This is a genomic window from Kribbella sindirgiensis (assembly GCF_004331435.1).
Lineage (GTDB): Bacteria > Actinomycetota > Actinomycetes > Propionibacteriales > Kribbellaceae > Kribbella > Kribbella sindirgiensis.
Genome location: NZ_SJKA01000002.1, coordinates 455,086 through 472,436, shown reverse-complemented (window position 1 = coordinate 472,436; position 17,351 = coordinate 455,086). Strand labels below are relative to the sequence as shown.

Genomic DNA, 17,351 nt, shown 5'->3' with positions numbered 1-17,351 from the left:
TGAGGTGTGAGGACGAATCGGGCCCGGATGTGGATCGCCCGTGGTCGCGGAGGAGGGTCCGCGGCCACGGGCGATACCGGTGCGGTGGCGCCGGTCAGGCGGACCGGAGCCGCCGCCGGTGGGTCAGTGGTCGTGCCCGTGACCGGTGCCGTCGTCGACGGACTTGTGGCCGGTGAGCGTGAGCGACACGACGTTCACGCCGACCGGGACCACGTGGCTGGTCGTGTAGCCGAGCGGATTCTCCACCGCGGGGTACAGGCCGAGCGCCTCGTCGTCGACGTGCAGCTGGACCTGGTCGGTGGCGTAGTCGACGGCGTCCCCGACGTTCGCGACCGGGGCCGGGTGCTCGTGGGCCGACGCGGTGGTGGCGGTCAGGGCAGCGCCGCCGGCGGCCAGCGCGAGGCTCGCGAGCGGCAGGGTGATCAGGCGGGACCTCAAATTGGGCATGACGAATTCTCCTTGCGGGAGGGTGGGACGAATACGGTCGTCGTTGACCGCTGAAATGGTGCGGCCGCGGCGCCCGATGGCCAGTCAAAGCGTCGCTTGAAATGAATGTATTGAATTCGCCGGGTGGACCACAAGCAATTCGTGGTTTTTTGTTCACGGAGCGAAATGACGGCTGCTTCGTCAGGCTCCGGGCCGCGCGGTTCAGGGTGCGGGGCGGACGGGTTCGGGGCGATCCCCGATTGGTTTCGACCCGGCGGGGTGCTGGACTGGTGGCATGAGCAACCAGAGCTACGACGAGAAGGTCAAGGACATCCTGGACCGAGTCGCGAAGGGGCACCTCTCGACCGAAGAGGCCACCACCCTGATCGCCGCCCTCAAGACCGCCCCCTCCGAGGCTGCCGAGCCGGCGGCCGAAGCTCCGGTTGCCGACGAGGCGTCCGAAGGCAAGCCCCCGTGGCCGTGGCCGACCGGCGACGACGTCCCGTCCACGACCGTCTGGGCCGACGCCGTCGACTCACCGACTTCCGAGCCGACTGCCGAGCCGTTGAAGGTGCAGGACAGCGTGGTGGAGGAGGAGGCCGAACTGGTCGAGGAGGAGCACAGCAACGTGCCGATTCCGTCCGGGGTGCAGCGGGTGACCGTGCGCGCGATCGGGCGGCGGGTCCGGCTGATCGGTGAGCCGGCCGTGAACGGTGTCGCGGTCGACGGTCCGCACGTGATCAAGCGTGACGGCGACACCCTCGCGATCAGCAGCGAAGGCGATATGGGCGTCTCGATCGACGGCTTCAGCATGCTGCGCAACCCCACCGACCTGAAGGCTCACGTCAACGGACTCGCCAAGGAGCTGTCGATCCGCGTCAACCCGCACCTCCAGGTCGAGGTCGAGGTCACCGGCGGCAGCGTGAACGCCGAGCGGCTGCCCGGCCTGACTCGGGTCCGCGTCACCGCCGGTACGGCGAAGGTCACCGACGTCGACGGCCCGATCGACGTACTCGTCCAGGCCGGCTCGGCCAGCCTCGACGCCCAGATCACGAAGGGCCGCTCGCGCGTCCGCGTCGAGTCCGGTACGGCGCAGGTCGCGCTCCGCCGCGGCTCCGACGTCCACGTCCACACCGAGTCCCAGCTCGGCCGCGTCACCTGGAGCGGCGCCGTCTCCGGCCAGTCCAAGGACGTAGAAATCGGCCGCGGCCGCGCCGCCCTCGACGTAGAGGTCCTGGTCGGCACCGCCCAAATCACCTCCGACTGATGGTTGCCCCCTCGGATGGTGGGTTGCCCACTGAGAATCTGAGGGGGCAACCCGCCAGCTCAGGGGGCAACCACCTCACCGGGAACCGTTCGTAGGGTGCGGAGCGGGGATGCGTAGAGGATCGTGGTTCCGGCGAGGGTGCCCAGGCCTGCTATCCAGAGCGTGGTGTGCAGGCCGAACGCCGTGCCTAGCGCGCCGCCCAGGAGGCTTCCGAGGGGAGCGGCGCCCCAGCTGACGAAGCTCATCGTGGCGCTGACCCGGCCCTGCAGGTCCGGTGGGCAGAGGCGTTGCTGGGTGCTGACCTGCAGGATGTAGCTGACGATGATGCAGAAGCCGGCCAGCAGCGTGCCGACGACGAACCAGCTCACCATCCAGCCAGGTGCGGTCAGCGCCTGCACGGTGAACGCGACGCCGATGCCCGTCGACGACAGTAGCAGCGTGCGCGCATCGCCGTACCGGGTGCTGAGCTTCTCGGTGACGGCGGACGCCAGGATCGCGCCTAGCAGGCCGATCATGCTGAGTACGCCGATGGTGGCCGGCTGCAGATGAACGCCGCGGACCAGGTAGACGACCATGATCGCGCCGGCGGCTGCCTGGAACAGCATGGTCGTCATCGTGGTGAGGGCGAGCGGCCGCAGCAGCGGATGCCGGAAGACGTAGCGCATGCCCTCGCCGATCTCGCGGCGCAGGTTCGGCCGCTCGGGTCGCACCGGCTCCGCCTCGGGTGTCCGGATCGAGCGGAGCCAGAGCGCTGACCACAGGAAGCTCAGCGCGTCCAGGCCGATCGTCAGCGCCGCGCCGAGCCATTGGACGAGCAGGCCGCTCGCGCCGGCGCCGATGACCGCCGCGATCGAGTGGTTCGCGGCCAGTTTCGCGTTGCCCGGCAGCAGGCGGTCCCGCTCGAGAAGCCTTGGCAGGTACGACGTGTGCGCGACATCGAACAGGACCGTGAGGATCCCGGCCGGCACGAGAACGACGTACACCTGCGTGAGGGTGAGTACGTCGAACCACCAGGCGATCGGGATCGACGCGAAGAGCAGCGCCCGGAGCAGGTCGGCGTACACGAGGACCGGACGGCAGCGGATCCGGTCGGCCCACGCGCCCGCGAAGAGGCCCAGGACAAGCCACGCGGCGGTCTCGCAGGTCCGGAGCAGCGACACCTGGAGCGTCGAGGCGTTGAGGGTGAGTACGGCGAGCAGCGGGATCGCGCCCGTGCTCAGGCGGGATCCGAGCTGACTGAGCAGGTCGGCGGCCCACAGCCGGCGGAAATCGGGGTGGCGGAGGATGCCCATTTCGCGACCGTAGACGCTGCCTTGAGTCTTGTCGACTCAAGTATCAATAAAGTTGAGTCGAGCAGACTCAATATAATTTGGGAGTGAAATTGTCGGCGTTCTCGGGCAGGATGGTGGCCTGCGTCACATCCAGAAGGGGGACGTTCGGATGGCTGCTATCGAGGCAACCGGCCTCGTGAAGACGTTCAAGGGCAGAAAGACGGCGGTCAAGGCACTCGACGGGATCGACCTCGACGTGCCGGAAGGGACCGTGCTGGGCCTCCTCGGGCCGAACGGCGCGGGCAAGACGACCGCGGTCCGGGTGCTCACCACGCTACTGAAACCGGACGCCGGGACCGCCCGCGTGCTCGGGCACGACGTGGTGAAGGAGGCTGACACGGTCCGGTCGCTGGTCGGGCTGTCGGGGCAGTACGCCGCGGTCGACGAGCTGCTCACCGGCCGCGAGAACCTGTGGATGTTCGGCCGGCTGTACCGGCTGAGCAGCCGGCAGGCCAAGCAGCGGGCGGAGGAACTGCTCGCGACGTTCGACCTGACCGAGGCTGCGGACCGGACGCTGAAGACGTACTCCGGTGGCATGCGGCGCCGGCTGGACCTCGCCGGGTCCCTGATCGCGCACCCGAAGGTGCTGTTCCTCGACGAGCCGACGACGGGTCTCGACCCGCGTTCGCGGCTCGACCTGTGGCAGATCATCCGCGACCGGGTGCGCGAGGGCGTCACGATCCTGCTCACCACGCAGTACCTGGAAGAGGCCGACGAACTGGCCGACAGCATCGCGGTCGTCGACCACGGCTCGGTGATCGCTCGCGGTACGGCGGACGAGCTCAAGGCGAAGGTCGGCGGTGAGCGGATCGAGGTCGTCGTCCACGATCAGGGCGACACCGTGCGGGCGCTGGAGCTGCTGACCGACGCGCTCGGGATCGCCGACCCGGAGGCGACGACGATCGAGGAGCACACCCGGCGGATCACCGTGCCGGCACCGGGCGGCTCGAGCGCGCTGGTCGACGTGATCCGGACGCTCGACGCCGCGGCGATCCGGATCGCCGACATCGGGTTGCGGCGCCCGACGCTGGACGACGTGTTCCTCACCCTGACCGGGCACGAGGCCGAAGAGAAGGAGTCGCTGTGAGTGTGGAGCTGCCGGCCCGGGTGAACCCGATCGGCCGGGCGTTGTCGGACGCGGGGGTGCTCGCGTGGCGGAGCCTGAAGAGGTTCCCGCGGACGCCGGACATGCTGATCTACGCGACCATCCAGCCGATCATGTTCGTGCTGCTGTTCGCGTACGTGTTCGGGAACGCGATCCCGATCCCGGGCTTCCCCGGGGCGCGCGCGTACCGGGAGTTCCTGATGTCCGGGATCTTCGCGCAGACGATGGCGTTCGCGGTCGCGTCGGCGAGCGTCGGGCTGGCAGACGACATGTCCAAGGGCCTCATCGACCGGTTCCGGTCGTTGCCGATGGCAAGGTCCGGGGTGATCGCCGGCCGGGTGATCGGCGACCTGGTGTTCAACGCGTTCGTGATGCTGATCATGGTGCTGTGCGGCTTCATCGTCGGCTGGCGGTGGCACAACGGATTCGGTCAGGCGCTCGCGGCGTTCGCGATCCTGCTGCTGTTCGCGTTCGCGATGCTGTGGGTCGGTGCGCTGATCGGCCTGTCGGTCGGCAGCGCCGAGGTGGCGGCGTCGGCGGGCCTCATCTGGCTGTTCCCGCTGACCTTCCTCTCGAACGCGTTCGTACCCACCCCCAACCTGCCGAGCGGTCTGCAACCCGTCGCGGAGTGGAACCCGATCTCCTCGATCGTCGCGGCCTGCCGGCACCTGTTCGGCAACCCGTCGCCCTTCGCCAGCCCGGACGGTTTCCCAGCCCAGCACCCGGTCTGGCTGTCCCTCATCTGGTGCGCGGCCATCATCCTGGTCTTCGCCCCACTGGCCGTCCGCAAATACCGCAGCGCAACCACCCACTAGCCCCGCCGGGCAGCCGACTCTCGAGGGCGTTGAACAGGTCGTGGTGGGTGTGGACAGTGAATTTCCTGTTCACACCCACCACCACGCGCGCCAAGCCCCGGCGTACGACCCGAGCCGCAACGGAAGCGCCCCGGTGGTTCGTCCACCGGGGCGCTGGAGCTTGGTGGGTCAGCCGGTGAAGGGTTCCGCTCCGACGATCTCGACGGTCACGTCCTTGCCGTTGGGGGCCTCGTAGGAGGCCTTGTCGCCCTTCTTCTTGCCGAGGATCGCGGCGCCCAGCGGAGACTGCGGCGAGTAGACGTCGATGTCCACCGACGCGTCCAGGGCGAGCAGTTCGCGGGAGCCGAGCAGGAACGTCTCGACGTCGTCGTCACCGGCGAACTTGATGGACACCTTCATGCCCGGCTCGATCTTGCCGCCCGCCTTCGGGGTCTCGCCGACCCGGGCCCGGCGGAGCATGTCCTCCAGTTGCCGGATCCGCGCCTCGATCTTTCCCTGCTCGTCCTTGGCGGCGTGGTAGCCGCCGTTCTCCTTGAGGTCGCCCTCGTCCCTGGCCTCGCTGATCCGCTGGGTGATCTCGGCACGGGCCGGGCCCTTGAGGTGCTCGAGCTCGGACTTCAGCTGGTCATAACCGTCCTGCGTCAGCCAGACAACGCTGTCCTCGTCGATCTTCTGCGTCACGGGCTGCTCCTTGTGTCGGTGGGATGGGCAGGAAATACTGCTGGCCGCCGTCGTCGACGGCGACCAATCAAACGAGCGTAGCAAGAGACCGCCGGATACGCAGGGGCTCTCGCCGGTCTCAAACGCTTGGAAAACGTTTGCTGAACGCGATTCCGTCCGCTCTGAGCAGATTCCCGGCAATCGGTTGCCACCAGGTCCTCCGATTGACCGCTGACCTGGACTTTTCTACTCTCCCGGAGACTGATGCCCGGGGGCTTGGGGGGACATGGTGGATGTGACAACGGATGGCGCGCGACCGACTCGCGGCCGGCTGTGGATTGCGATCGCCGCGGTACTCGCGATCGCAGCGGCTGCCACGACCTGGGCCGTCGCCGGCCGGGACGACCCGCCCGCAGGGTCATCGGCAGCCACGCCCACGTCGACGGTGTCCGAACCGCCGGTCGAGGAGCGGATGCTGGCCGGTGCCGGCGCCATCCTGAAAACTCGCGCGGCGGCCGTGCTCACCGGGCGGCTGTCGCAGTACCTCCAGTACGTCGACCCGGCGAACAAGAAGCTCCGGGAACGCGATCAGCAGGTCTTCGCCAACCTGCGCAAGCTCGGCCTCTCCCGGCTGAGCTATCAGGTAGATGCCAACTGGGCGCCGGAAGTACAGGCGCAGCACGGACCGAGTGCCCGCGCGGTCCGCGTTCTCATGCTGATCCAGATCGCGGGCATCGACGCGGCTCCGCGCGCCACCGGGCTCGGCTACACCTTCGCCGAGCGCGACGGTCGCTGGCTGCTGGTGGACGACGACGATCTCGCGGCCGAGGCGGACCTCAAGGCGTACCGCGAACCCTGGGACCTCGGCGCGATCGAGGTGGCGCGCCGGCCCGGCGTACTCGTCGTCGTACCCGCGGGCGAACGAGGGAACGCCGAACGGCTCGCGCGCGAGTCGCAGGCCGCGATCCCGATCGTGCGATCCACGACCCGGCGGGTCCCGGCGGGGATCCTGGTGATCGCGATGGCCGACAACCGCTCGATGGATCCCGAATGGCGCACCGGCGGTCATCCCGCGGCCGCCGTCGCCGCGCACAACTTCGCTCCGGCGAATCCGGAGGCGAGCGAGTTCAAGGTCGTCGGCAGCCGGGTGGTGATCAACCCCGGCCAGCGCACCCGATCCGGCCGCCTGCTGCTCGCCCACGAGTTCACCCATGCGGCGATGGGGCAGCTGGGCAACAGTGCGCCGACCTGGCTGGTCGAGGGATTCGCCATGTACGTCGAGAACCGGCTCGCCGCGCAGAACGGGTACGAGCAAGAGCTCGCCGCGGAACGCCGTACGTTGCTCCGGGAGAAGATCTCGGCGCTGGTGGTGCTCCCGATCGACGGTGTCTTCCACGGCGACTACGACGAGGACAGCTACGGCGTCAGCTGGATCATCGTCGAGTACCTCGTGACCAAGTACGGGCAGGCCGCCGTGAACTCGCTGTACGCCGATCTCGCGCGCGGACCGGATGCACCCGCCGTTCGGGAGCAGGTCCTCCGTAAGCACCTGAAGTCGAGTGAGACGGCACTGGTCGCGGCGCTCAAGAAGTACGACGGTCCGAACTAGTGGCCTGCGCCCGAAGTTCGCGACATAAGTCCAGGCCCCAAGACGTCATCACGGCGGGCCCGCAGCACATTCCCCAGCAGCGCCGACGGCATCTTTGTGCACCCACCAACCAAATCCCGGCCGATTCCGTGGTCGAGCCGTGCACAAAGAAGCGCCGCGCCGCGACGCGACGGGGCTTTGGGGAGGTTTACCCTCCCGAAATGGGCTGTGGGCTCCCCGGTTCCGTCCACGGACCTCCCCAAACCGGTTTGGGGGGGTTGCCTGTTCGTCTTTGTGCACGGCTCGACCAGAAACCGGCCGGAAAAATGGTTGGTGGGTGCACAAAGATGCCGTCGGCGCTGGTCGTGCTGGATGAGGTGCCGCGGGCCGGCCGTGATGACGTCTTGGGGCCTGGACTTAGCTCACGAACTTCGGGGCGCAGGACACTAGCGCGGGCGGTGCTGGTCTGCCGTCGTACAGCCGACCAGGACCACCGAGGTCGCCGAGCGCTGCGTGGTCAGGGTTACCGGAAGAGTCTGGTGACGGGGGGAGTCGGCGGGGACCGTGACCGTTACCTCGCCGACGATCGAGAAGTCCGCGGATTTGGCCTGCACACGGCAGTTCGCCTCCACCGACTTGCTGCGGTCCACCTTGAGCGTCGCCTTCGCGCTGGTCGGCGACACGATCTCGAATCCCTGCAGCTGCGAGGTCACCGGCGGGTTCGACTGCACCCACGCCACCCAGATCAGCCAGGTCAGTCCAGCTAGGACGACCACCGCCACGGCGCCGATCAGCAGCGGCCGCCGCGAGCGCCCGCCGCGGCCGTAGCGGGCGTTCAGGTCGGAGGTCGGAGTGGCGGCAGAAGACTCGGTCACAGGGGTGTCCAGGGGGTCGGTCGTGGGTTTTCGCATGCGTTGGAGGACCATTGTGTCTTGTGAGTGGAGATCTTCGGTTGTTGCATGTGCACGCCCACCCGGACGACGAGTCGAGCAAGGGCGCCGCGTCGACCGCCCGGTACGTCGCCGACGGCGTGGAGGTGATGGTCGCCACGTGTACCGGCGGTGAACGCGGATCGATCCTGAATCCGAAGATGGACCGCCCGGAAGTACTGGCGAACATCACCGAGATCCGCCGCAAGGAGATGGACGCGGCGCGCGAGATCCTCGGGATCCGGCAGGAGTGGCTGGGCTGGGTGGACTCCGGTTTCCCGGAGGGCGACCCGCTGCCGCCGCTCCCGGACGGCTGCTTCGCGGCGCAGAAGGTCGAGGACGCCGCCGCCCCGCTGGTGAAGCTGATTCGCGAGTTCCGCCCGCAGGTCGTCACGACGTACGACGAGAACGGCGGCTACCCGCACCCGGACCACGTCATGTGCCACACGATCACCGTCGCCGCGTTCGAGGCCGCGGGGGACAAGGACGCCTACCCGGAGCTCGGTGAGCCGTGGCAGCCGCTCAAGCTCTACTACCACCACACGTTCCACTACGAGCGGATGAAGGCGCTGCACGACGGGATGCTCGCGCGCGGCCTGGAGTCGCCGTACGCCGATCGCCTGAAGGACTGGAAGCCGGACCCGGAGAACGAGCGCCGCATCACCACGCGGGTGGAGTGCGCGCAGTACTTCGAGGTGCGGGACAAGGCGCTGCTCGCGCACGCCACCCAGATCGACCCGGACGGTGCGTGGTTCGCCGTACCGCTGGAGGTGCACCAGGCGGCCTGGCCGACCGAGGACTACGAGTTGGCGCGGAGTCTGGTCGAGTCGGAGTTGCCCGAGAACGACCTGTTCGCGGGGTTGTGCTGAGGGCGGCTGCGGACAATGAGACAATGGTGGCGTGGTAACAGCGATGATCTCCCTTCAGACGGCCGAGATCGACCCCAACGTCGTGAAGCCGGGATGGGTCGCGCTGCTGATCGTGCTGGCGCTCGGTGCCGCCACGGTGCTGCTGTGGCGCAACATGGGCAAGCAGCTGAAGCGGATCGACTTCGATCGCGATGGTGCGGACGACCCAGCACCGTCCGACGGCCCTGCGACTCCGGACCCTTCGCCTACCCCGGCTACCGATGCGACGCCGACGACTACGGCTCCGACCCAGACGCCGAGTGACTCCAAGGAACACTCAGAGCACTGACTCGATGCCGGTGCTGTAACTGATTCCTGGGAGCTGGGAAACACCCTGGTCACGAGATGGTGTCGGACTGGGCAGCCCACCTCCGGCTGACCCTATAGTGAGCCGCGTGCTGACTGGTGCCCACGACCTGCCTCTCCGGTGACCGCGACCCGCGCCGCCAGGCACCGCATGCCCGGACGCCTGGTCGCGGGTGGGGTCGCTGCTGTCCTCGTCGCGTCGGTGGCGCTCGTGGCAGCGTTGTACGCCGCCGGCAGCGAGCCGCAGGACGCCGGCGGGATCGGCGGGCCGGGTACGTTCGTGTCCTGGCTGCTGCCGATGCTCCGGTTGATCTCCACGCTGGCCACAGTCGGCTGTGCGGGCGCGCTGCTCGCGGCCGTCGTACTGCTGCGGATCGAGGGCGGACCGCTCGGAGTGCAGGGCCGGCGCGCGGTCCGGGACGCGAGCAACTCGGCGATCATCTGGGCGGTGTGTGCGTTCGCGGGCGCGATCGTGACGGCGTCGCTCTTGCTCAACACCCCGGTGCGGCTGCTGCGGCTACGGCTCGACGACGCGCTCGGCGTACCCGAGGTGAAGGCGCTGCTGATCACCGGCATCCTGGTCCTCGCGCTGGCGATCGGCATCCGCCGGGTGCAGACGTCCTCGGCGGCAGGGCTCGGCGTACTGGTCGCCATCGCCGCACTGGTCCCGACCGCGGTCACGGCGTACCCGAGGAACGAGTCGTACGTCGTCCTCGCCGGAGCGGCCCTGGTGATCCACGTGATCGCGGCGACCACCTGGGTCGGCGGGCTCGCGGGCCTGGTCCGCTACGGCCGGGCGAGCCGGACCGGTCTGCCGATCGTGCTGGAACGGTACGGCCAGGTCGCGTTGATCTCGTCGATCGCCGTCCTGATCAGCGGCCTGATCAGCGCCGCCGGCCGACTGGCCGCGAGGGGCGGCGGCTGGGGCTCGATCATCGACACCGTCACCGAGGACGCGTACGGCGGCCTACTGATCGCAAAGGTCGCCGCCTTCCTGCTCCTGATCGTCCTCGCCGCGCTCCACCGCAGCCGCTCCGACGCACCGGACCTCCTGGACTCGGCCCGCCCGTTCTGGCGCGTCGTCGGCATAGAACTCCTCATCATGGCCGTCACCCTCGGCCTCTCGGTCGCTCTGTCCCAGACCGTCTAGTCCCAGGGGGCCGTTCGGAGGTCGGTGGTGGTGCGGCGGTCGCGGTCCGGTGGGCGGGGTTCGGCGGGGCGGCCGACGGCGATCATCGAGACGATGTGCCAGCCGGGGCTGGGGTGCAGGTCGGTGGTCAGGGTTTCTAGGTCGAAGGCGCGGAACTGGCGGCAGGCGAGGTCCATGGCGTGCGCCTGCAGGGTGAGGTGCGCGACCGACTGCCCGAGGTCGTAGTCCGCGAAGTCGGAGTACGCCCAGTCGGTGTCCTCGACGTACCGGTGGGCCATCGTCACGATCAGCAGCGAGGCGCTCGGGGCCCAGCGGGCGGAGCTGCGGGCGAGGTACCGGACGACGCGCTTGTGGTCGGGCTCGTCGCGGCGGGCGACGAAGTACGCCCAGGGCTGCGAGTTGCCCGCGGACGGGGCCCAGCGCGCCGCGTCGAGGAGCAGTTCGACGTCCTCCTCGGTGACGGTCCAGGCGGGGTCGAACATCAGCGGGCTGAAGCGGCTGGCGAGCAAAGGATGGACGGGCACGGTCCTATTCAATCGCGGCCGCATACGGTGGGGACTATGGCGAACGAGCTCGGGCAGTCGACCAGTCCGTATCTGCGGCAGCACGCGGGCAACCCGGTGGAGTGGCGGGAGTGGTCGGAGCGGGCGTTCGCCGAGGCCCGGGAACGGGACGTGCCGATCTTCCTGTCGGTGGGGTACTCCGCGTGTCACTGGTGTCATGTGATGGCGCACGAGTCGTTCGAGGACGCCGAGACGGCGGCGTACCTGGCCGAGCATTTTGTCAGCGTCAAGGTGGACCGGGAGGAGCGGCCGGACGTCGACGCCATCTACATGGCCGCGACCGTGGCGATGACCGGGCAGGGCGGCTGGCCGATGTCGGTGTTCCTGACGCCGGCGGGGGAGCCGTTCTTCTGCGGGACGTACTTCCCGAAGGACTCGCGCGCCGGGATGGCGTCGTTCCGGCAGGTGCTGGAGGCAATCACCGACGCGTGGCAGAACCGGCGTGAACAGCTCGACGGGATCGGGAAGCGCGTCGTCGAACAGCTCGGCGCGCAGCAGCCAGCGGGCCAGCAGGCGTTCGACCTGGCGCAGGCGGTTCGGTTGCTGAAGCTCGATTTCGACCCGGTCGACGCCGGCTTCGGGCAGGCCCCGAAGTTCCCGCCGTCGATGGTGCTCGACTTCCTGCTCCGCCACCACCGCCGGACCGGCGACGAGGACGCGCTCGCGATGGTTGCCCACACCTGCGACCGGATGGCCCGCGGCGGGATGTACGACCAGCTCGCCGGCGGCTTCGCGCGGTACTCCGTGGACGGCCAGTGGATCGTCCCGCACTTCGAGAAGATGCTGTACGACAACGCGCTGCTCCTCGACGTCTACACGCACTGGTGGACGATCAGCGGCGACCCGCTGGCGAAGCGCGTGGCCGAGGAGACAGCCGGCTTCCTGCTCGCCGAGCTCCGGACTCCGGAAGGTGGCTTCGCCTCCGCGCTTGACGCCGACACGGACGGGGAGGAAGGCAAGTACTACGCCTGGACGCCGGAGCAGCTGCGCGAAGCCATCGGGGACGACGCCGACTGGGTCATCGACCTGTGCGACGTGACCGGAACCTTTGAGCACGGTACGTCGGTTCTGCAGCTTCGGCAGGATCCGGATGATGTGGACCGGTGGAAGCGGGTGCGTGAAGCGCTTCAGCGGGCACGGGGCGCGCGCACCTACCCGGGGCGGGACGGCAAGGTGGTGGCCGCGTGGAACGGGTTGGCGATCACGGCGCTCACTCGCGCCGGGGTTGTGCTCGAGCGGCCCGATTACGTCGAGGCGGCCGAGGCGGCGGCGCGGTTGATCCGGGAGGTGCATCTGGATGGCGCGCGGTTGTACCGGACGTCGCGGGACGGTGTGCGGGGGAGTGCGGACGGCGTACTCGAGGACTATGCGGCGGTTGCTCAGGGGTGCTTGACGCTGCTGGGTGCGACTGGTGATGACGAGTGGTATCGGGTCGCGGAGGCCTTGCTGGACAGGGTTCTGGAGCAGTTTGTTGCTGATGGCTCCTACTTCGACACGGCTGCCGATGCCGAGCGGTTGGTGTGGCGGCCGCAGGACGCTACGGACAACGCGACCCCGTCGGGCGTGAGCCTGGCCGCCGAGGCCTTCACCACGCTCGCGAGCCTGACCGGATCAGACCGGTATGAGGCCGCCGCCCAGCAGGCGCTGGGTGCCTCGTCCGCGATCGCACACCGCGCGCCCCGCTTCGCCGGCCGCGCCCTCGCAGTCGCCGAGGCGATCGCCACCGGCCCCCTCGAAATCGCCATCGTCACCACTACGCCCGACGCCGCGCGGGAGCTTGTGCGGGTTGCGTTCGCTGACGCGCCTTGGGGTACGGCCATCGCGTCCGGTGCGCCTGGATCCGCCGTACCGCTGATGGCGGGGCGGGACCTGCCGGCGGCATATGTGTGTCAGAAATTCACCTGCCGGTTGCCCGTGACGTTGCCGGAACACCTTCGCCAGGAGTTGCGCCCGGCGGACTGAGGCTGTCCTTGGTGCGGGTTTTCCCTGCCGTTTCGCTCAAATCCCTTGACGCGCGGCCGGCGGACGGCAACAGTCGGTCCTCAGTCGGATGTAACAGAACTCGCATGTATCGACACGAAGTGTCACAAATGAGGCAGTGGCACTGTTGCGTCAGCATCCGGCGCGTCCCCAACTGAATTCGGTCGCTGCGCCCAAACAGCGACCACACCGTGAGGAGATGTTGTCTTGAAACGACTGACATCAGCAGGGGCGGTGGCCATTGTCGCGGCAGCGGGTCTTGCCACGACGTTCACCGCTTCGAACGCGGGTGCCGCCGACCGGACGGCTCCGCTCCCGGCATCCGGCTTCAACCAGCCGGCCGCCGTTCAGGCCGAACAGGCGCTGACCGCGCAGACGGCCGCCGCTCTCGGTCTCGGCACCGGCGAGCAGCTCAAGGTCCGCGACGTGGTCAAGGACGCGGACGGCACCGAGTACGTCCGCTACGACCGTACCTTCAACGGCCTCAAGGTCGTCGGGGGTGACCTGATCGTCAAGCGCAAGGGCGAGTCGATCGGGCAGGTCACGTACAACCGCGGCGCCAAGGCGGTCGCCGTCGCCACCAAGCCGACTCTGTCCCAGTCGGCGGCGCTCACCAAGGGCGCGCAGGCGGCGAAGTTCAAGGCCACCGGCAACAAGGGGCAGTTGGTGGTCTTCGTGACGCCGACCAAGCCCGTCCTCGCGTACGAGGTGGTCACCACCGGTGTGAAGGCCGACCAGACCCCGTCGGTGCTGCACTCGTTCGTCGACGCCAAGTCCGGCGCGGTGCTCGCGCAGGACGACGAGGTCAAGACCGGTACCGGAAACTCGATGTACTCCGGCACCGTCAGCATCGGTACGTCGGGCAGCTACACGATGAGCGACCCGACCCGTGGCGGCAACTACACCACGGACCTCAACGGCTCGACCTCCGGTAGTGGCACCACGTTCACCGACGCCGACGACACCTGGGGTACCGGCGCCGCGTCGAACCGCCAGACCGCCGGTGTGGACGCGCACTACGGCTCCCAGCTGACCTGGGACTACTACAAGAACGTCCACGGCCGGAACGGCATCTTCAACAACGGCCAGGGCGCTCGCTCCCGCGTGCACTACGGCAACGCGTACGTGAACGCGTTCTGGGACGGCACCCAGATGACGTACGGCGACGGCTCGGGCAACACGCGCCCGCTGACGTCGATCGACGTGGCCGGCCACGAGATGAGCCACGGTGTCACCGAGGCGACCGCCAACCTGGACTACTCCGGCGACGCGGGCGGCCTGAACGAGGCGACCTCCGACATCTTCGGTACCGCGGTGGAGTTCTCCGCCAACAACTCGTCCGACCCGGGTGACTACCTGATCGGCGAGAAGATCAACATCAACGGCAACGGCACGCCGCTGCGCTACATGGACAAGCCCTCGAAGGACGGCCGCAGCGTTGACTGCTGGTCGACCAGCACCGGCGGCCTGGACCCGCACTACTCGTCCGGCCCGCTGAACCACTGGTTCTACCTGGCGTCGGAAGGCACCGGGAGCAAGGTCATCGGCGGTGTGACGCACAGCAGCACCGCCTGCAACGGCGCCACCATCACCGGGGTCGGCCGCGACGTGGCCGCCAAGGTCTGGTACCGCACGCTGAGCACCAAGCTGAGCTCGGGCAGCACCTACAAGGACGCCCGTGAGGGTGCGATCAACTCCGCGAAGGAGCTGTACGGCGCGGACTCGACGCAGTGCAAGGGCATCGAGGCGGCGTTCAGCGGAATCTCCGTCCCGGCCGGCGCGGCCGCCTGCGGCGGTGGCACCGACCCGGAGCCGCCGACCGGCGACAACCTGCTGCTGAACCCGGGCTTCGAGTCCGGCGCGGTGAACTGGACCGGCACCTCGGGCCCGATCACCAACAACACCGGTCGCCCGGCGCGGACCGGCACGTGGAAGCTGTGGCTGCAGGGCAACGGTCGCACCACCACCGAGAACGTCGGCCAGTCGGTCGCGATCCCGGCCTCGGCGACCACCGCCACCCTGTCGTTCTGGATCCGGATCGACACCGCCGAGACGACCGGCTCGACGGTGTACGACACGGCCAAGGTTCAGGTCGTCGACGGGTCGACCACGACTACGCTGGCGACGTACTCGAACCTGAACAAGAACACGTCGTACGTCCAGAAGACGCTCAACGTGACGCAGTACAAGGGAAAGACGGTGACCGTGAAGTTCGTCGGCCAGGAGGACTCCTCCCTGCAGACCAGCTTCGTCATCGACGACACCTCGCTGACCGCGAGCTGAGCTCACGGTGAATCGTCCGGGGCGTGCGAGGCCTTCCGCCCAGGCCCGCGCGCCCCGGATTTCCTTGGAGGTCCCGCGGATGGGTGGCGCCTGCTACGCGCCGCCCATCCGCGGTACCTCTTGCCCGAAGGAGTTTCATCATGCGCAAGTCCCTCGTCCCAGGGCTCGGCGTAGTAGCTCTGGTCGCCGGAGCATTGCTTGCTACCGGCAACAGCGCGGTCGCGGCCGAGTCGCCTGACATCTCGGTCACCAACACGAAGGCTCATCTCGACCAGCTGCAGTCCATTGCCAACAGCAACGGTGGCAACCGGTACACCGGCCGGGCCGGATACAAGGCCTCGGCCGACTACGTGAAGGCCAAGCTGGACGCGGCCGGGTACACCACGACCCTGCAGTCGTTCAGCACCTCGGCGGGTACGTCGTACAACGTGATCGCGGAATGGCCGCACGGCGACGCGAACCACGTGGTGATGACAGGCTCGCACCTGGACAGCGTCAGTTCCGGTCCGGGGATCAACGACAACGGCTCTGGGAGCGCCGGCGTACTCGAAACCGCCCTCGCCTACGCTGCCAGCGGTCAAACCCCCAAGAACCGCGTGCGGTTCGGGTTCTGGGGCGCGGAGGAGCTCGGGCTCCTCGGTTCGAAGTACTACGTGAACAACCTGCCCGCCGCCGAGCGGGACAAGGTCGAGCTGTACCTGAACTTCGACATGATCGCGTCACCGAACCCGGGGTACTTCGTGTACGACGACAACCCGGCCGGCGACGGCGCCCGTGACGACCTGGTCGCGTACTTCACCTCGAAGAGCGTGCAGACCGAGTTCATCGACGTCCAGGGCCGCTCCGACCACGCGGCGTTCCGTTCGTTGGGGATTCCAACGGCCGGGACGTTCTCCGGCGCCGAGGGCACCAAGACGTCCGCCCAGGCGACGAAGTGGGGAGGTACGGCGGGCAGCGCGTTCGATCCGTGCTACCACCGGTCCTGCGACACCATCAACAACCTGGACCTGACCTCGCTGGACCGCCAGATCGATGCCATCGGCCACATGGTGTGGACGTACGCGCAGAAGGACTACACCGGCGGGCCGCCCCCGACCGGCGACAACCTGCTGCAGAACCCGGGCTTCGAGTCCGGTACGGCGAACTGGACCGGGAACACCGGGGTGATCACGAACAGCACCTCACGCCCCGCGCACACCGGCTCGTACAAGGCGTGGCTGCAGGGGAACGGCCGGAGCAGCACCGAGAACCTCGGGCAGTCGGTCGCGATCCCCGGTACGGCGACAGCGGCCTCGTTGTCGTTGTGGATCCGGATCGACACCGCGGAGACCACGGGCTCCACGGTGTACGACACGGTCAAGGTGCAGATCGTCGACGGGTCGACCGCGACCACGCTGGCGACGTACTCGAACCTGAACAAGAGCACGTCTTACGTGCAGAAAACGCTGAATGTCACGCAGTACAAGGGAAAGACGGTGACCGTGAAGTTCGTCGGCCAGGAGGATTCCTCCCTGCAGACGAGCTTCGTGATCGATGACGTCGCCCTGACCGCGAGCTAGAGCTGCTTACAGAGCGGCCCTGGCGGGATGGCGGCTTCGGTGAGCAGTTTGGTCACCGAAGCCGTCAGCGGCTTCACCGCCGGATCCTCGATCCGGGCCGTCTTCCCGTTCGCGGAGACCGCGACGATCATGTCGTCCGGGTGCTTCGTAGCCGGCTTGGTCGCGGCCAGGCTCGCCCAGTCGACCTGCTGAGCGGCCGTGGTGATGGTCGTCAGCAGGCTCGGGTCGAGCTTGCACCGGATGGTCTCCTTGCCGCGCTTGCTCACGGTCGCGACGCCGTCGGTGCCGATCTGCACCTGATCGTCGAAACCGGCGAACCCGCCGGTCCTGGAGACGGTGAGCGGCAGGCCGGTGCCCACCGGCGTCGACTGGGTCACCGACGCGGTCGGCAGGGTCGGCGTGCTGGGCGACGGCGTGTTGGGGCTTCCGGCGCCGGACTCGCTTCCGCATCCGGTCAGTACGAAGCTTGCGATCACGGTTG

Annotated in this window: 16 protein-coding genes; 10 read left to right on the top strand and 6 right to left on the bottom strand. The window is 68.4% G+C overall.

The features are described 5' to 3' along the window. Positions 1-123: 123 nt before the first annotated feature. Complete coding sequence (locus E0H50_RS06870; protein ID WP_131285739.1) at positions 124-447, bottom strand: hypothetical protein; 324 nt, start codon at positions 445-447, stop codon at positions 124-126. A gap of 274 nt (positions 448-721) precedes the next feature. Between E0H50_RS06870 and E0H50_RS06865 the strand changes: the two genes are divergently transcribed. Next, positions 722-1,693: a hypothetical protein gene (locus E0H50_RS06865; protein ID WP_131285738.1), complete on the top strand. Its 972-nt coding sequence runs from the start codon at positions 722-724 to the stop codon at positions 1,691-1,693. A 59-nt stretch (positions 1,694-1,752) separates the two neighbouring features. Here the strand turns inward: E0H50_RS06865 and E0H50_RS06860 are convergent, their stop codons facing one another. Then, entirely contained in the window at positions 1,753-2,985 is a 1,233-nt protein-coding gene (locus tag E0H50_RS06860; RefSeq protein ID WP_131285737.1) for an MFS transporter, read from the bottom strand. Between the two features lie 148 nt (positions 2,986-3,133). On the opposite strand from E0H50_RS06860, the gene E0H50_RS06855 reads away from it, so the two are divergent. Continuing rightward, on the top strand, positions 3,134-4,111 hold the full coding sequence (locus E0H50_RS06855) for an ATP-binding cassette domain-containing protein (RefSeq protein ID WP_131285736.1): 978 nt from the start codon (positions 3,134-3,136) through the stop codon (positions 4,109-4,111). After that, positions 4,108-4,944: an ABC transporter permease gene (locus E0H50_RS06850; protein WP_131285735.1), complete on the top strand. Its 837-nt coding sequence runs from the start codon at positions 4,108-4,110 to the stop codon at positions 4,942-4,944. Before E0H50_RS06855 ends, E0H50_RS06850 begins: the two co-directional genes overlap by 4 nt. 168 nt (positions 4,945-5,112) lie before the next feature. Here the strand turns inward: E0H50_RS06850 and greA are convergent, their stop codons facing one another. After that, the gene (gene greA / locus E0H50_RS06845) at positions 5,113-5,625 is read right to left on the bottom strand and encodes a transcription elongation factor GreA (RefSeq protein WP_131285734.1); all 513 of its coding nucleotides are present in this window, start codon (positions 5,623-5,625) and stop codon (positions 5,113-5,115) included. A gap of 274 nt (positions 5,626-5,899) precedes the next feature. On the opposite strand from greA, the gene E0H50_RS06840 reads away from it, so the two are divergent. Further along, positions 5,900-7,213, top strand: coding sequence for a peptidase MA family metallohydrolase (locus E0H50_RS06840; RefSeq protein ID WP_238150815.1), 1,314 nt, complete (start codon positions 5,900-5,902; stop codon positions 7,211-7,213). 425 nt (positions 7,214-7,638) lie between these two features. Here E0H50_RS06840 and E0H50_RS06835 read toward each other — a convergent pair whose 3' ends face one another. Next, entirely contained in the window at positions 7,639-8,067 is a 429-nt protein-coding gene (locus E0H50_RS06835) for a DUF4307 domain-containing protein (protein WP_238150814.1), read from the bottom strand. A gap of 59 nt (positions 8,068-8,126) precedes the next feature. On the opposite strand from E0H50_RS06835, the gene mca reads away from it, so the two are divergent. The 3 genes from mca (at position 8,127) to E0H50_RS06820 (ending at position 10,485) form a co-directional block, all read left to right on the top strand. Next, positions 8,127-8,990 carry a mycothiol conjugate amidase Mca gene (mca, locus tag E0H50_RS06830; RefSeq protein WP_131285732.1) on the top strand — a complete coding sequence of 288 codons (864 nt, stop codon included), beginning with the start codon at positions 8,127-8,129 and terminating at the stop codon, positions 8,988-8,990. Between the two features lie 43 nt (positions 8,991-9,033). Then, a complete protein-coding gene (locus tag E0H50_RS06825; RefSeq protein WP_131285731.1) occupies positions 9,034-9,318 on the top strand; it encodes a hypothetical protein in 285 nt (94 codons plus the stop codon). 168 nt (positions 9,319-9,486) lie between these two features. Beyond that, positions 9,487-10,485 carry a copper resistance D family protein gene (locus E0H50_RS06820; RefSeq protein ID WP_238150813.1) on the top strand — a complete coding sequence of 333 codons (999 nt, stop codon included), beginning with the start codon at positions 9,487-9,489 and terminating at the stop codon, positions 10,483-10,485. Here E0H50_RS06820 and E0H50_RS44185 read toward each other — a convergent pair. Continuing rightward, the gene (locus E0H50_RS44185) at positions 10,482-11,009 is read right to left on the bottom strand and encodes a nitroreductase family protein (RefSeq protein ID WP_272948490.1); all 528 of its coding nucleotides are present in this window, start codon (positions 11,007-11,009) and stop codon (positions 10,482-10,484) included. The genes E0H50_RS06820 and E0H50_RS44185 overlap by 4 nt on opposite strands. Positions 11,010-11,045: 36 nt before the next feature. Between E0H50_RS44185 and E0H50_RS06810 the strand changes: the two genes are divergently transcribed. The 3 genes from E0H50_RS06810 to E0H50_RS06800 all read left to right on the top strand — a co-directional run bounded on the left by E0H50_RS06810 (position 11,046) and on the right by E0H50_RS06800 (position 16,870). Continuing rightward, positions 11,046-13,010: a thioredoxin domain-containing protein gene (locus E0H50_RS06810; RefSeq protein WP_131285728.1), complete on the top strand. Its 1,965-nt coding sequence runs from the start codon at positions 11,046-11,048 to the stop codon at positions 13,008-13,010. A 252-nt stretch (positions 13,011-13,262) separates the two neighbouring features. Next, the gene (locus tag E0H50_RS06805) at positions 13,263-15,311 is read left to right on the top strand and encodes a M4 family metallopeptidase (protein WP_131285727.1); all 2,049 of its coding nucleotides are present in this window, start codon (positions 13,263-13,265) and stop codon (positions 15,309-15,311) included. Between the two features lie 140 nt (positions 15,312-15,451). Then, positions 15,452-16,870, top strand: a complete 1,419-nt coding sequence (locus tag E0H50_RS06800) for a M28 family metallopeptidase (RefSeq protein WP_131285726.1) — start codon at positions 15,452-15,454, stop codon at positions 16,868-16,870. On the opposite strand, the gene E0H50_RS06795 is transcribed toward E0H50_RS06800, so the two are convergent. Then, a complete protein-coding gene (locus tag E0H50_RS06795) occupies positions 16,867-17,346 on the bottom strand; it encodes a hypothetical protein (RefSeq protein ID WP_238150812.1) in 480 nt (159 codons plus the stop codon). The two genes, E0H50_RS06800 and E0H50_RS06795, sit on opposite strands and share 4 nt — an antisense overlap. Positions 17,347-17,351 lie beyond the last annotated feature (5 nt).